The sequence below is a fragment of the Alteromonas sp. Cnat2-8 genome (assembly GCF_022348355.1).
Lineage (GTDB): Bacteria > Pseudomonadota > Gammaproteobacteria > Enterobacterales > Alteromonadaceae > Alteromonas > Alteromonas macleodii.
In genome coordinates, this window is record NZ_JAKREX010000003.1 from 520,228 (window position 1) to 535,991 (window position 15,764).

At 45.8% G+C, this 15,764-nt stretch carries 12 protein-coding genes; 8 read left to right on the forward strand and 4 right to left on the reverse strand.

The window, feature by feature from the left end; genetic code table 11:
* The first annotated feature begins 24 nt into the window (after positions 1–24).
* The 7 genes from MHN00_RS10095 (at position 25) to MHN00_RS10125 (ending at position 8,914) form a co-directional block, all read left to right on the forward strand.
* Positions 25–555 carry a DUF2271 domain-containing protein gene (locus MHN00_RS10095; RefSeq protein WP_014977604.1) on the forward strand — a complete coding sequence of 177 codons (531 nt, stop codon included), beginning with the start codon at positions 25–27 and terminating at the stop codon, positions 553–555.
* A 55-nt stretch (positions 556–610) separates the two neighbouring features.
* Positions 611–1,444, forward strand: coding sequence for a DUF4198 domain-containing protein (locus MHN00_RS10100; protein WP_239301077.1), 834 nt, complete (start codon positions 611–613; stop codon positions 1,442–1,444).
* 112 nt (positions 1,445–1,556) lie between these two features.
* Positions 1,557–2,954, forward strand: coding sequence for a flavodoxin domain-containing protein (locus MHN00_RS10105; RefSeq protein WP_239301079.1), 1,398 nt, complete (start codon positions 1,557–1,559; stop codon positions 2,952–2,954).
* A 370-nt stretch (positions 2,955–3,324) separates the two neighbouring features.
* On the forward strand, positions 3,325–5,016 hold the full coding sequence (locus MHN00_RS10110) for a carbon starvation protein A (RefSeq protein ID WP_014951015.1): 1,692 nt from the start codon (positions 3,325–3,327) through the stop codon (positions 5,014–5,016).
* Between the two features lie 271 nt (positions 5,017–5,287).
* Complete coding sequence (locus MHN00_RS10115) at positions 5,288–6,457, forward strand: SO_0444 family Cu/Zn efflux transporter (protein WP_239301081.1); 1,170 nt, start codon at positions 5,288–5,290, stop codon at positions 6,455–6,457.
* A gap of 147 nt (positions 6,458–6,604) precedes the next feature.
* Positions 6,605–7,684, forward strand: coding sequence for a CNNM domain-containing protein (locus MHN00_RS10120; RefSeq protein WP_014951013.1), 1,080 nt, complete (start codon positions 6,605–6,607; stop codon positions 7,682–7,684).
* 51 nt (positions 7,685–7,735) lie between these two features.
* The gene (locus tag MHN00_RS10125) at positions 7,736–8,914 is read left to right on the forward strand and encodes an energy transducer TonB (protein ID WP_239301083.1); all 1,179 of its coding nucleotides are present in this window, start codon (positions 7,736–7,738) and stop codon (positions 8,912–8,914) included.
* Between the two features lie 20 nt (positions 8,915–8,934).
* Here MHN00_RS10125 and MHN00_RS10130 read toward each other — a convergent pair whose 3' ends face one another.
* From MHN00_RS10130 to pdsR, 4 genes are all read right to left on the reverse strand, one after another.
* A complete protein-coding gene (locus MHN00_RS10130; RefSeq protein ID WP_239219324.1) occupies positions 8,935–10,068 on the reverse strand; it encodes an outer membrane beta-barrel protein in 1,134 nt (377 codons plus the stop codon).
* 95 nt (positions 10,069–10,163) lie between these two features.
* A complete protein-coding gene (locus MHN00_RS10135; RefSeq protein ID WP_239301085.1) occupies positions 10,164–10,931 on the reverse strand; it encodes a methylamine utilization protein in 768 nt (255 codons plus the stop codon).
* Positions 10,932–11,158: 227 nt separating this feature from the next.
* The gene (gene pdsS, locus MHN00_RS10140; RefSeq protein WP_239301087.1) at positions 11,159–13,327 is read right to left on the reverse strand and encodes a proteobacterial dedicated sortase system histidine kinase; all 2,169 of its coding nucleotides are present in this window, start codon (positions 13,325–13,327) and stop codon (positions 11,159–11,161) included.
* A 61-nt stretch (positions 13,328–13,388) separates the two neighbouring features.
* Positions 13,389–14,078: a proteobacterial dedicated sortase system response regulator gene (gene pdsR, locus MHN00_RS10145; RefSeq protein ID WP_014951008.1), complete on the reverse strand. Its 690-nt coding sequence runs from the start codon at positions 14,076–14,078 to the stop codon at positions 13,389–13,391.
* A gap of 741 nt (positions 14,079–14,819) precedes the next feature.
* Here pdsR and MHN00_RS10150 point away from each other — a divergent pair.
* Entirely contained in the window at positions 14,820–15,752 is a 933-nt protein-coding gene (locus tag MHN00_RS10150) for an ABC transporter ATP-binding protein (protein ID WP_239301088.1), read from the forward strand.
* Positions 15,753–15,764: the final 12 nt, after the last annotated feature.

A 15,764-nucleotide genomic window follows, 5' to 3' on the forward strand; every position in this document is an offset into this window, starting at 1 on the left:
TACACAATTTTAAGGAGTGTTTACATGAAAATGCGAAAAGGCGCAGTGATCGCATCGACTTTATTAAGTATGACATTTGCCTCTGGCGCTATTCACGCTGCAAGCCAAGCCAAACTTGACGTGGCCTTACCGCAACTTGATGTGGCTGAATATCACAAACCTTATCTTGCCGTGTGGATTGAAGACAGTAAACGCAAGGCTACTCAAGTCGCCGTATGGTACGACGTTGAAATGCGTGAAGACAAAGGGAAAGAGTGGCTTAAAGACTTGCGCCAATGGTGGCGTCGTGGTGGGCGAAGCCTTGATTTGCCTTATGACGGACTTACCAGTGCAACAAAAGGCCCAGGCGATTACAGTCTTGATTCGCAGCTAAATAAAGCGTTAGCAGAACTGCCAGAGGGCGATTACACGCTTCGCGTTGAGGCATCACGAGAAGTAGGCGGAAGAGAAGTACTGTCTCTGCCATTTTCATTACCGCTATCTGCTGCGTCACTACCGGTAGAGGTGAAAGGAAATTCAGAACTTGGGCGTGTAGTACTGCGTCTGGAAGACTAATCTGCTGAGGCGCTAATTCAACGCTCACTCAGTAGAGATCCAATAAGAGGACATTATGAAAAAACTATCAGTAAAAGCTTCAGCCATTGCGCTAGCAGCAACACTTGCCGTGTCATTTTCAGCCAGTGCGCATCGCGCGTGGTTACTTCCTAGCTCTACCGTACTATCAGGTGAAGAAGCTTACGTGACGTTTGATGCTGCTATTTCAAATACTATTTTTCACCCTGACCACTTCGCAATGAACGCCAGTAACTTAGTGGTTCAATCGCCAGAAGGTGAAGCCGTAGACGTAGAAAATATGGCACGCGGTAAGTACCGAACCACGTTTGATTTGAAATTAAACAAAGAAGGTACATACAAACTGACGTCTGCCAGCAATGGTATTCGCGCATTTTGGCGAGATGAAGAAGGCAAGCGCAAGATGTGGCCCGGCCGTGGTGAAGAATATAAGCCGGAAGAGTTCGCAACAGCCGTGCCTAAGAAAGCAAAAGATCTTCGCGTAATGCAAAGCTCTCGCCGCGTAGAAACGTTTGTTACTCTTGGTGCGCCATCGAACAAGGTGTTCACGCCTGATAACGTGGGTTTGGAGCTAGTGCCAGTGACTCACCCTAATGATTTATTCGCCACCGAAACGGCAACGTTCAAGTTACTTATTGACGGTGAGCCAGCGGTTGGCGCCGAGGTGGAAGTTGTGCGCGGTGGTATGCGCTACAGAAATGATCAGGAAACGATTAAAGTCACGTCTGACGAAAATGGTCAGATTGAAATTACATGGCCGCAAGCCGGTATGTACTTTGTAGAAATTGGCTATGAAGACGATAAAGCGCAAAAGCCTGCAACGTCTCGTAACGGTAGCTACTCAGGCACATTTGAAGTACTTCCGCTGTAATAACCGTACGTTATTGCGCAGCTAGGGGCTGTAAACGTTCTTTGAATACTCACAGAGCAACAGCCTCTTATGTCTCTAGCCATTTCAATACAACGGCATAAAAGTTAAGCACATGACAGAAACACACCGTCTACTCATAGCAATAGTAAGCATTGGCCTGTATATGCTGTGGGTAGCGGTGTTATTTTTTAAACATCGAAAGAAAAACTGCTATGCAGTATCAGGCGAGGAGACCCTTGTCGTATACGCAAGCCAAACCGGTACGGCCGAAAAAATTGCCCGCGCAAAGGCCGCCGCGCTATCACAGCAAGAGCAAACGTCGGTAGTATCCATGGCATCTTTGAAACTCAACACGTTAAGTAGTGTGTCAAAAGTCATTTTTGTTGTGAGTACTTACGGTGAAGGCGAACCCCCTGATGCGGGTAGAACCTTTAGTAAAGCGCTAAAAAAAGCGTCGTCGAATCAATCTGATTACCTGTCCCACCTGTCTTTTGAAGTGGTGGGGTTAGGCGATAAGCAATACGCCGCGTTTTGCCAATTCGCAGTCACGTTGTTTGATAATATCAGTGCACTAGGAGCACGTGCGCTTTCTCCGCTAACGACATTAGATTCAGGGAAAGGTGAGCATTTGTCTTTGCTTGGTTCGTTGCCACAGGATGAACAGCACCCCACCCATGCTTTCACACTGAAAAATCGGGTTCAATTAAATGAAATAAGTCTAGCTTCTGGCGAGGCTTCAAAGGAACCCTCTGACCACTCTGAGGGCAAACCTTCAAACCCAGCGTCGCCAGGCCTGTTCGGCTTGTCTTTGAACGTTGACCATTCTAATCATACACAAGAGTTACATGAACAATGGGAAGCGGGAGACGTGTTGGAAGTCCTTATTCCTCAGCAAGGGCAGTCACCGATTGTAAGCCGAAGCTACACCATTGCGTCGGTACCACAAGAACACGACGTAAAGCTTGTAGTTCGACAGCTGGTTAAAGACAACGGCCAACTTGGGCTAGGTTCTGGATTACTTACCCGTTCTTTACCTGTATCTCAGCCAGTACAGGCCTACATTCGAAAAAATACCAGCGCAATTATTACTAATACTCAGTGCCCATTGTTATTAATTGCTGCGGGTAGCGGCATTGCGGGGGTACGAGCTCAGCTTGCAAAACGCGCATTGCTTGAGAACGCTGGGCCAGTTTGGATATTTTTTGGCGAACGTCATCCCATGCAAGATGATGTGCTTGATAAAACGCTATCGCCTTTCCAGAATAGTGACTGTATTTTCAAAAAGTCAGTGATTTTCTCCCGACAAAAAGGTGGTGGCTATGTTCAACAGCGTCTTGTTGAGCAGGGAGGTAAGGTCAAATCCTTCTTAGGCGATACCGGACAAGTATACGTTTGTGGGCATTTTGAGGGAATGGGCCAAGGCGTTGACATGGCTTTGCAGTCCATACTTGAAGCGCAAGCCTACAATGCGCTAGCTGACGAAGGACGTTATCACCGCGACCTTTACTAATGTGGAGAACAGCAGGCAATTAATGTCTGTTTTACGCTTTCCTGTTTCACCGCTTAATCATCGCTAATAAACCTCAAAAGCCTTACAGCTAAATCCCAAACTTTAAGTTAGACTTTAGTCTAATGTGTCAGGCCCTTGCCTTGTCGCATGTTTAAATATGCGCAACAGTACGTTGGGCATACCTTAAATAGGTGTTTTCTTATTCAGGTATGACCTTTCGCCACCGATAATTGGTGTAATGTTTGAACTGAAAATAAGAAAATCAACAGGCTAGGGGCTGCTGACCTTTGTTGTACGTTTAAACCAAAATTCGTACACCAAAGAACAATAGGCCCCAGGGCCTGTCGATAAAACAAATTAGGACGACAGTATGCAGTCTATTGCCATTGTTATACTGGGCATCATCGGAATGTTGCTCGGCTGGTTCGTATATTCGAAGTTTATTGCGAGCCGTATATTTAAGTTGGATGATAGTTTTGTAACACCAGCCCATACAATGAAAGATGGGGTGGACTATGTTCCCACCAATAAAGTTGTATTGTGGGGGCACCATTTCACTTCCGTGGCGGGGGCAGCACCCATCGTAGGTCCAGCTATTGCTGTCTACTGGGGATGGGTTCCTGCGGTACTTTGGGTTGTGTTCGGTACGATATTGTTTGCCGGTGTGCACGATATGGGCGCTTTATGGGCTAGCGCACGCCACAAAGGCAAATCAATGGGCGCGCTGTCTGAGACCGTCATCGGAAAACGCTCTCGTTCACTATTTATGATAGTGATCTTCCTAGTACTCTTAATGGTTAACGCGGTATTTGGCGTGGTTATCGCGAACTCTTTTGTCTCCCAACCCAATGCGGTATTCCCAGCTTGGATGGCAATCGCAGTTGCGTTAGTCATAGGTCAATTGCTTAAACGTAATTTCAGCCTCATACCCTTGTGTATTGTGGGGATTATTGTGCTTTACGCATCGGTGTATGCGGGCAGTTATATCCCACTAAGTCTACCGGAAACCATGTTTGGTTTAGCAGATAAAGCAAACTGGATCATTATCTTATTTATTTACGCCGCTATTGCATCGCTGTTACCAGTTTGGATGCTGTTACAGCCTCGTGATTTCATTAACGGTATGCAGTTACTTGTTGGCTTGTTCCTGCTTTATGGTGCAGTGTTCTTTGCTATGCCGGATATCACGGCGCCAGCGTTTAACGCTCAAACCGCGGTCGATTCTCCAAGTCTTATCCCGCTGTTGTTCGTTACTATAGCGTGTGGCGCTGTTTCTGGTTTCCACGGTATTGTGTCTTCAGGTACCAGCTCTAAGCAGCTAGACAAAGAGACCGATGCACGCTTTGTTGGTTACCTAGGCGCGGTCGGTGAAGGTTCACTGGCACTTATCACCATTGTCGCTGTGAGCGGCGTTGCGTTTGCAGCTTCTCCAGAAGAATGGCACGAAGTATACAGCCATTTGGGTGCGGGTAGCGTGGGTGCATTTATCACTGGTGGTGCGAACCTAATTCAGCAGGGTTGGGGGTTACCGGTAGATTTCTCGTCAACGATCCTTGCGGTAATGGTTGTTCTATTTGCTGGCACCACCATGGATTCGGGCGTGCGTCTGCAGCGCTACATAATCCAAGAATGGGGCGATATCTATTCAATTGGTGCACTTAAGAACGGCGTGGTTGCAACGCTCGTAGCTGTTGGATGTTGTCTATTGCTGGCTTTCGGTGCAGGTGGTGCGTCAGGCAGTGGCGGTATGATTATTTGGCCTTTATTCGGTTCTACTAACCAGATACTAGCCAGTTTAACCCTGTTAGTAATCTCGGTTATGCTGATTAAATTAGGCCGACCAGCGAAATATACGCTGATTCCAATGGTGTTTGTACTGATTATGGCCTTCTTTGCTGGGCTTATTAAACTTAAAGAATACTACGTTGAAGGTAACTATCTATTGGTGTTCTTAGATGCAGTAGTACTTATTGTGTCTGTGCTTGTTATGCTTGAAGCTTTTTCTGTGGTGTCAAAACTCAAAAAGGAATCGAAGCTTAAAAAAGAGCAAGCCAACGGATAAGTCACTAGCGACAAAAACTTTCATGGTTGACCTCGTGGTTTAAAATCACACTTTCGAGACAGTCAACATTCGGCCAGTGCATTTGTGCTGGCCATTTTTCTTTCCTTTAAAAGCAAAACGCACTCGCATAAATCAGGTTAATCAGTTTTGCTGATTTTCTGTCATACAGCATATCTGTTATTATACTTACCGTTCTAAAACACCGTTATTTTTGTTGTCAAAAGGCACGTTCTTCAACATGACCTTTCAATAAAATAACCTGTGAGGCTTTGTGTCAGATATCATTTTACTTGGACAAAATTTCCTAGCACTTTTCGTTGAATCCGCGCCTTGGTTACTTCTCGGTTTGCTGGTGGCGGGTATCATGCACGAATTGGTACCCGTTTCGTTTTTGGAAAAGCACATGGGCAGCTCATCATTTGGCTCAATTACAAAGGCCGCGGTTATTGGTGCGCCTTTACCTCTGTGCTCTTGCGGCGTTATCCCAGCGGCACTTGGGCTTAGGCGTAGCGGTGCATCTAAATCTTCCACTATCTCGTTTTTAGTGTCTACGCCCGAGACTGGCGTAGACAGTGTTTCTGTGTCCTACGCATTGCTTGGACCGTTGTATGCCATTGTTAGACCCATCGCGGCCATTACAAGCGCTATTTATGCTGGATTGATGGTGCGTTTTTTCGCAGAAGCGGAAGAGGCTCAACAACGACAATCTGAGGCGACGCAGTCATCGTGCTGTGGTTCAAAGCAAGCACCTAAACCAGAGCCGCAAATACAGGCCAGCACGTCCTGTTGTGCAAGCGAAAAAACACATGCTCATAACCACGAAAGCGCAGATAAGCCTAAACACGAGTCTTCGCCTTCGAAAATTACAAGCGTGCTTTCATATGCCAGTGGCAAGTTACTTGAAGACATTGTGATATGGTTATTAATTGGATTAGCACTTGCCGCGGCAATTAAAACGTGGGTACCCACCGACTTTTTAACGCAATGGGGTGATGGCGTGGTCGCCATGCTAGTGATGGCGCTAATCGGCATTCCTATGTACATATGTGCTACAGCATCAACGCCACTCGCGGTTGGGTTTCTTGCGGCGGGGTTATCGCCAGGTGCTGTTTTAGTGTTTTTAATGGCGGGACCCGCCACCAACGTATCAACGATGGGAATGATCAAACAAGAAATGGGCACGCGAACGTTAGTGCTTTACCTTTTCAGTGTTATCTCTGCGAGTATTGGTTTTGGTTACGCACTGAACTACCTAGTATCTTCGTTTTCGTTAGCCTCTATGATCAAAACCCAAAGCCATGTTCATGAGCACGGTGCAGACGTTCAGGTGATTTATGGGCTATGCGCGATTTTATTGGCGGGGTTAATGTTAAGGCTGGGTCTGAAAAAGCTGCAGCAACACCGTCATAACCAAGAGCAACATTCGGCGTGCTGCGGCTAACAGTAGCCCAGCGGATGCCTTTCATAATAAAGCGCTCAAATGATATTCATAGAGCGCTTGTATATCCCGCTCTATTATCCATAATAGTCGTTCAACTTATTAAAATTAAAACGCGTTTAAACCTACAAGGACGCTTGGAATAACTACATGCTTTTACTTATTGTGTACGTCTTCATTGCACTGGGCTTTTCTTTTTTGTGCTCCATTGCAGAGGCTGTGATTCTGAGTGTTTCGTCCGCTTATATCTCTGTGTTAGAGAAAGAGGGCAAAGCCAGTGGTGCGCTACTACGTAAGCAAACCGATAATATAAATACGCCTTTATCAGCAATATTAACGCTGAACACTATTGCTCATACTATGGGGGCTGCCGGGGCAGGTGCGCAAGCGGCAGCAGTATTTGGTGACGCCTATCTAGGCGTTATTTCAGCAGTCCTTACACTCCTTATTCTTATTTTTTCTGAGATTATCCCTAAAACACTTGGTGCAACCTATTGGCGAACACTAGCGCCAGTAACCGCATATTTTCTTAAATACCTTTCAATTGTACTTATGCCGTTCGTTAAAATGTCTGAGCTAATGACGAAAGGCTTTAAAGAAGACAGTCCACTTCGCGGGTTAAGCCGCAGTGAGCTACACGCCATGGCAGAGTTGTCGGGGCAAGAAGGTCAGCTAGCGAATCACGAAGCGGCGTTTCTGCAAAGCTTGTTAAGTTTGCACGAGCTGAAAGTGAAAGATGCGATTACCCACCGCACGGCGCTATTTAAAGTGTCGGAGTCGATGACGGTAGAAGGCTTTTTCCACAAACACGCCAATATAGAATTTTCTCGTATCCCTGTGTTTGAAGACAGCGACTCAGAAAACATTACCGGCTTTGTTATGCGTTCTGATTTATTGGTGGCACAAGCCAGAGGTAACACTGATAAGCCGCTTTCTGAATACGCAAAAGATATGGTTACCGTGTTAAACACTATGCCGCTGTCAGTCACCTTCGAGCACTTCATCAATAAGCACGTGCATATGTTACTGGTGGTTGACGAGTACGGCGGTTTAGAAGGGGTGCTTACGCTAGAAGACCTGCTCGAACGCTTGCTAGGTGTCGATATCGTAGATGAAAAAGACACCACGGTGAGCATGCGTAGACTTGCCAAGATGATGATGAAACGCAAGGAACAAATGATGATCAAAAACGTACCCGATGCGTCACTTGAGAGTTCGTCTAAAAAATAGAATTAGCGCTAATTCACTCGTAATGTTTAGCCATTATTAAGGATGATAAATATGAAACAGGTTTTATGGAAAAAAGCACTAAGAACAGAATATTCAGCCCAGGAAAGTATTGTTAAGCAAACCCAATCGTCGCTCGTTTTAGCGGCTTTGCTGGCGACAGGTTTCACAGCAAGTGCAGCTGCACAGGAACTGAGTATCCCATGTGATGATCTGGAAGAAAAAGCGCTCGCAGAATCGAAAGCTGATGAAGTAGAGCGCATAAGCGCATTTACACCAGCGACGCCTTTGAAACGTGTCGATCCTAAATACCCATCTCAAGCCATTAGAAAAGGCCGAGAAGGTTGGGTTAGGCTAAGCTACGTTATCGACGAAGAAGGCAGAGTGAAAGACCCTGTTGTAGAAGACTTCTTTGGAAGCCCTTCTTTCAAACGCAGTGCACTGTCAGCGGTTAAGAAATGGCAATATAACCCCGCGATCAAAGATGGCGAACCTACCCAGCAGTGTCATCAAGCAGTCCAAATGGATTTCGCTATAAGCGGAAAAAGCGGTGCCACACGCAAATTTATTAAAGCTTATAAAGACGCAGACGAGCGCTTTAATGCGGGTGATGTTGACGCGGCTGATGAAGCACTTAAAGAGCTTTTAGGCTGGGATACGTTAAACCGCTATGAAAATACGTGGTTGCTAAACTTGGAGTCGCATATAGCGAGCAAACAAGGCGACGTAGAGAGGGAAGCGCAAAGCCTAACGCGATTACTTGCCAGCAACGGTAGTAAGCGCTTCAATAACATGGTGTTTGATGAAGATTATGTGGCATACGCCCTTCAAAGAAAAATCATACTCGATGCTCAGCGCGGGTATTATGCAGAAGCATTAAAATCCTACACCACACTTCAAGACATGGAAGCGCAAGAAACGCGTATTGGCGAGATCGCGCCGCTAATTAGTCAGATTGAAGAATCTATTGCATCTGAGCAAAACTTAACCGTGCCCGTAACGATAGGAAGTGATGGGAATTGGTTCCATACTCTTGTGCGAAGTAAGTTTGCTTTTGGCAACATCCAAGGCGAGCTTGATACCGTTGAAGTCCGTTGTGATACTCATCGAGAAAAATTCACGGTTGCCGAAGCGCATGTCTGGCAAATTCCAAACTCTTGGGGACAGTGTCAGGTGATGGTGAAAGGTGACAGCGAAACAAAATTTGATTTAATTGAAGTGGCGAAAGGGTAGGACGAACACCAGTCGCTTCGCTAGAGAGTTACAGTGAACGCCAGTTGAAATAGTTGCTCTCTATAGTCCTCGTCGGATTGGAAGAAACGCAAATTCTCCTGATGCCCTGAATTTAATTGCCACTCTGTGCTAACGGATAAATAAGCGGTAATGTCGTACCTTACGCTAACGGTAAAGGCGTTACCTCTGCTTCCATTCGGGTCATACATAACATCATCGTTATCTACCACCTGATACCAGTCCCCACGCATGGCTAAAGTTAAATCTTCCCAGCCTAATTGCTTTAGGTTGTATGCTGCACCGATATACGCACTGGAAAAATCGTTGTCTACGATATGCTCCCCCATCAAAGTGTCACCTAGTAGCACTTGAGAAAACACCGTTAACTCAGGTCGTGGTAAATATCGCAGTGTTAATGAATGAAAGCGCGTATGCCAGGCATAAATGCGGTCTGGGTCAACAATGTTCGGGTCTGCATTATTGTCGTAATAGTAATAACGCAACTCGGCCTTTCTAGCATAGGCTAAGTGAGCTCCTACGTAGTACCCAAACCGATTGTCAATTTCCCTGAAGGGTTCAGTCCATGCCGGTGCGTTTAACTTATCTTCATCGACGACGCCGGGAATGGGGAGGAAGTTTACGCGATCATTATAAACGGACTGCCTGTCGTGAAGGGCAAACCCTCGCCAAGAAAGCAGAGTGCCGGTGGAATCGTTACCTTTGAATACGCTGCCTAATACTTTCCATGACCAGTGGCTTCTTATTTGCCTGCCATTTTGTCGTAGACTTACTTCGATGCCGCCCGTTCTTAGTTCTTCACCCACCCAACTATTAATTGCTGAGTTACTCAGAAAATGAGGCGATAACCAACCCGCGTCGGTATTTTCCGCTGAGAGAGCGGGAAAAAATGCCCCTATTTTTACTTCAGGCTTTATGCTGGATGCGACTAACGGGCGATATTTTAAATAAAGCTCGGAAAATCCAACCTTTTGTTCCCCATCGCTATAACCATTGATGACGCCAACTGCCGACCAACTATCCGCTAACATAAAGTCAGCTATCACTACAGCATGAGAAAGCTGTATGCCGTTACTTTCATAACGCTGATGACCGGCCCCCATTTGCTGAAAGCTCCGCGAATCATCTTTTGCCACAAAGCTTGTTCTTACTAGGGCCTTGGTTTCTCCGTGAACCTGAAGTGTTAAACTCGTGCAAAGCAAACAGACGGTTAAGGCAAAGACATTACGCATTAATAATCGCCAAATCCTTCGTCGAAGTCATCGTCACTGAAAACTACATCAAGAACAAATTTGTATTCTTGTGAGTTGGTGATATGCAATGTTGCGCTGTTAAATAGTTTCACATCAGGTTGCTGCGGGTGCCAGGTCATAACACTGTACTCGCCTACCGGAAGTGAAACATTCATTACGCCTTCTTCATCGGTTTTTGCGAAAAATGGACTGTCGGTTACCACAATATAGCCCAGCATCCAGTCGTGAATATTGCAGCCAATATCTACAATACCAGCTTGCTCAAAGCGAAGCGGTTCAGCGGTAAACTCTTTATAGAGTTTTAGCTCAAACTGTTTTGTAGGGGAAAAAGAATACACGTGATGAAAAAGATTATCTGCGTTTGGAAACGAAATATCTGTGCCTGATTGAACAACAAGCACGTGAGGCGCAAATTGTTTATCGATTTGATTCATTATGGCGGGCTCTTCTTCACGCTGTGGCGTTGATGCAAGCGTAAAGTTAGGCGTTAGGGTTAACACCATATCTTTCACAGGCTCCCCATTGGCGTCGCTAACGTATATCGAAATGCTTGGCGTTGCTGATAAGGATGTCTCAGCGGCATGTGCCCATGAAAGGGTAGCGCCGGCTAGTAAGAGAGCGCTCGATGTGAATGTACCTGTGATAAAACTAGTTATGTTGAACGTGCTCGCCCTTCGATGAGAAGTAAAGAAAATAGAAAGCGCAAATGACATGGATTTAATCAATAACGTGTTGTTTTTTTGCATTGTGATTCATTCTTTATAATGGCTTTAGCCTTAGACAGAAAGACAAAGCGCTGTGCGTCCATTGTTGACACGAAAGCATATGACTACGTATAGCCTATTCAATACCAATCCGTATAGATAACAACCTATGTGGACTGGTATGAGGTATGTGCTCGGCTTTCGCTATCTATGTAGCAAAGTTTATTAGACTTTAACTATAGACCGAGTTGGACGTTTTTTTCATTCATTTACATCAAAGGAAAGCGTGCGCTGACGACTACACCTGTACTATCCTTCCGATTGGATAAAGATAACTGACCTTTGTGGAAGGTCATTATGATGTTGGCAATATAAAGTCCCAGCCCCAAGTGCGGTGAAGAGGCATTTTGCACATCGTTTTCTTTTCTCACCGACACCATAGACTGAAGCAACTGAGACCTCATTCCTTCAGGAAGAAGCGGCCCGGTATTACTAATGGTTAACTCAGCTTGCTTGTCCTTAACCGTAATACTGACTTGGATTTCACTTTCTTTTTCACTGAAATCTACGGCGTTAGCGATAACTTTATCGAACATTTGAGCCGTAAGTTCAGGGGAGCCAAGTATGCGCGCAGTATCAGCATTGTGGGTAAAACTAAAGCGTCGATGGCTATAGGCATGTTCATAACCAGCAATACACCCAGATATCACCTTAACTAAGTCGAATGGTTCTAAATCTTCTTGTTGAATGGCCTGCTCTAATCGGGTGGCTTCACTCATACTGTTTAATATTGTGCTTAGGCGGTTCACCCCTGATTGCGCCCTTTCAACAAAAACGGCTTGTTGGTCGGCGTCATTAACCTGAGTCAGCATATCCAGCGACGATCTTACCACGGCAATGGGCGTTCTAAGTTCGTGAGACAAGCGAGATGCCATGTTTTCTAAATAGGAGTTGTACTGCTGTAACCGTGAAAGCACATCCGCAAATGAACGGGATAAATCACCAATTTCATCACGCTGATTTGAAACCGGCAGGGTGCCAATGATTTTGCCATTATCATCTATCACCGCTTCGGTGTTATCGCGAAGGGAGCGAATGCGGTTTGAAATTCGCGTAGCGAACAGCAGTAACCCTAATGTACCTATGGTCATCACTGCTAAAATCACGTGAAAGAGTTGTTCTAACGCCCGGTTCCGCAACGTACGAATACCATTGGTGGTTTGCTCTACAATAACTGCCCCCATTACGTTGCCTTCAATAAAAATTGGGTAGGCAGCGGAGAGTACTATGGCTTTGTTATCGGGTGACAAACGCCATAGTGAGTCGGGTTGGCCATTCAGCGCAGTGCCTAAATCCTGCCCTACCAATGCATAAGCATCGTCTAGCTCGTCAATAAAGTCGGCAGGTGGCCGCGTAAGAATCTGATAATAAAGTGGAAGTAACCACTCACTCTCAACCCAGTGCCAAATTGCATTTGAAGAGGTTTCTTTTTCATCTACTTCAATGCCTGTGGCCGATTGAATGTCACCAGCGCGGGCGAGTACCCGCTTGTGCTTATCTACAACCCAAACCCGTGAATCGGCATATTTTAAACCTGCCAGAATGCGCTCAATTTCAGGGGAAGGAGTGATAACAGTACCTAATTCAGCGAGCTCTTTTGTATTCGCCGTACCTAACGCGTACTGCTTCAATCGACTTGCCCTGTCGTCCACATCGACAATTGAAAATGCCAAGCCGCCTGTGGTCATAGATAGCGGAAAGCGCAGTTCAATGTTGTAGCCCGTGGCAGTCTCTTGCCATCGGCCTTGAATAGAGAGCGCGTTCTCTACCGCCCGAGTTGTCGTTGTGTTATCTGCCAGTTTGTACGCATTTACCCAGCCACTTTCATAAGGGGCGACAACATACCTTGCTAATTCTCCCTGTGGAGTTTCCATGCCCACAAGTAAGTGGTCGCCAGTCTCCACGCTTAAACTATTGGGTTGCCGCCACAGCAGTACGTCATCACTGACTTCAAACATGGCATACAGAAATTGACCGTAGCGCCCCACCATATGCTTAAACGACAAGCTAGTGGGTTCTCCCGCATAGCCATTGTAATACTCAATAACTTCGCCACTGCCATACTCACTCATTAACTCGCTGACTTGCTGCCAGTCGTTAAGTTCGCCATCCAGTCGAATGGGGGACGGGATAGGTGGCGCGTAAAGATCTGTTCCAGGGCGCACGTCTTGAAGATACGCCGATTGGCTATCAAATAAAGCGGGACGCTCGTGAAGGGCAGTGGCAACAGCTCGCGCCGTGCCAATCATGGTTTGTTCTTGACCGTTTCGCAGATACTGCTCAAGCTCCCACACATAGTTATAACCTAAGTAGGGTATGGTGAATAAGAACAGCGACAGCACCATAAGCTGAAGGCGTATTGAAAAGCGAAATCCCATGTTTTTAGTCGGTTGCCCTTATCTTTTAATCAGACGAAACGCAGTTTTAGTCGAAAGCCCGCTACAGCTGCCAGCGATATCCCATGCCGTACACGGTGTCGATATGATCGAAGTTTGGGTCAAGCTGCACAAACTTTTTACGCATACGTTTTATATGCGAAGTAATGGTGGTGTCGTCTACCACCATTCTGGACTCATCCATTAGCTGTTGGCGGCTTTTCACATGACCAGGGCGCTTAATGAGCGCATGCAGCATCCAAAACTCTGTTACCGTCAACAAAACGGGCTGGTTTTGCCAGCTTACCGTCATTCTCGACACGTCTACTTTTAAGTCGCCAACTTTTAGTTCATCTTTTTGCTCTGTTGGAGCGGCAAGTAAATCTGTACGTCTGAACAAGGCTGCAATGCGTGCTAGCAGGTGAGCCATGCTGATATCTTTAGTCAGGTAGTCGTCCGCGCCCATTCTTAGGCCGCTGATAGTATCTACATCGTTATCTCGTGCAGTAAAAAAGATGATAGGTAGGGTTTGTGATAGGCCTCGCAGTTGCTGACACAGCATAAAGCCCCCTTCAATTTCATCTTTCAAACCAATATCGATAATGGCTAAGTCGGGTAAGGTGTGGTTAAACGCTTCAGCAGCAGAAGGCCTGTCCTCATAGGCATTCACGCTATAGCCCTGCGCTTTAAGCGCCATAATGTAATTTTCGCGAATGGCCGCGTCATCTTCCACTAATGCAATTGTCTTTGGCATACATTAACCCGCAAATATAATTCTGATAGAGCGCACACTATACCTATGAATGACAGCTATTGCCTAAGTTCGGCATAAAATCCTCAAGCCTGCCTCATTTACGCCATATTTGAGGGGCTTATCGTGAACTTTATCTTTGGCGGCAGCCCCACACAACGTCCCGAAGCGCGGATTAATAAAACGCTTGGCGTGCAGCTTCACGTGCTAAATCTACAGGAAAACTAAATCACCACCACATTTCCACAATTACGCGCTTTTTTTGCCATGAATAACGGGTTTAATAGTATTTGTCCGTCGAGTTTAGTGCACTGCTTTTTTTAAGTGCCAAGCAAGATAGACGGATTGCACTGTAGAAGCCTCTTCAAAGACTAGGAGAGGGGAAACAGTGCCGTGGAAGCGGTAAGGCTGAACTTCTACGTAAAAGTCTTAATTATCTATTCAGACTGGTATTAAGCTACCCTTTGCGCTGCGTACTACCCCAACGGTACGCGGCGCTTTTTTATTGGGGTTGAAAAAAGGCGTTTTCGCTCTCATTTAGAAGACGAAAGCTTAAACTGTTTAAAGCAACCACTAAACGCGAGTGTATTCATTTAATAGCATGAACTAGGTTACACTTCGTTGGTTGTAAGTTGTTAGCGACAGATAACTGCATCTCACTAAAGTTAATTAGGGCGTGCTGACCTTTGGTTTGCATCAAAGGTCAATACGTCTTAGTGATCACACTCTCACTACGGGCAAATCATGAAAGCGTTGGACATTAAAGGGTTAACCAAAACCTACAAAGGTGGCGTACAGGCACTAAAAGGCGTCGACCTTACAGTACAAGAAAGAGACTTCTTTGCATTACTTGGCCCAAATGGGGCGGGTAAATCTACCACTATTGGTATTATCAGTTCACTTGTAAACCAAACCAATGGCAGTGTGTCGGTGTTTGGTTATGACCTCACAACGCAAAAAGAGCAAGCCAAAGCCTGCATTGGTCTGGTGCCACAAGAGTTCAATTTCAACCAGTTTGAAACTGTACTGCAAATTGTATTGAATCAGGCAGGTTACTACGGCGTACCTCGCAGTATTGCGAAAGAGCGTGCTAAAAAATACCTTACTCAGCTTGACCTGTGGGAAAAACGCGATGCCCGCGCGCGTGAGCTATCGGGTGGTATGAAGCGAAGACTGATGATTGCTCGAGCACTCATGCATGAGCCGAAATTGCTTATTTTAGATGAGCCAACCGCGGGCGTAGATATTGAAATTCGCCGCTCTATGTGGGGCTTCTTAGAAGAGATTAATCGTCAGGGGATTACCATCATCCTCACTACTCACTATCTTGAAGAAGCAGAAATGCTGTGTCGCAATATCGCCATTATTAACAAGGGCACCATTGTCGAGAACACCAGCATGAAAGCTTTATTGTCTAAATTAAGCCTAGAAACCTTTGTGTTGGATATCAAAATTCCAGAGGGCATGACGACGACAGATGACCTACTAACGGGCTTTGAACACCGTTTGATTGACGACCATACCCTTGAAGTTGATGTTGAGAAAACGGAAGGATTGAATCCGGTTTTCACCCAGCTAAGTGAAAAGGGTATTCAAGTAATGAGCATGCGCAATAAATCAAATCGCCTTGAAGAGCTATTTGTGCGTTTAGTTGAATCAGCGAAGCAAGCTGGCTAAACCCACAGCAGG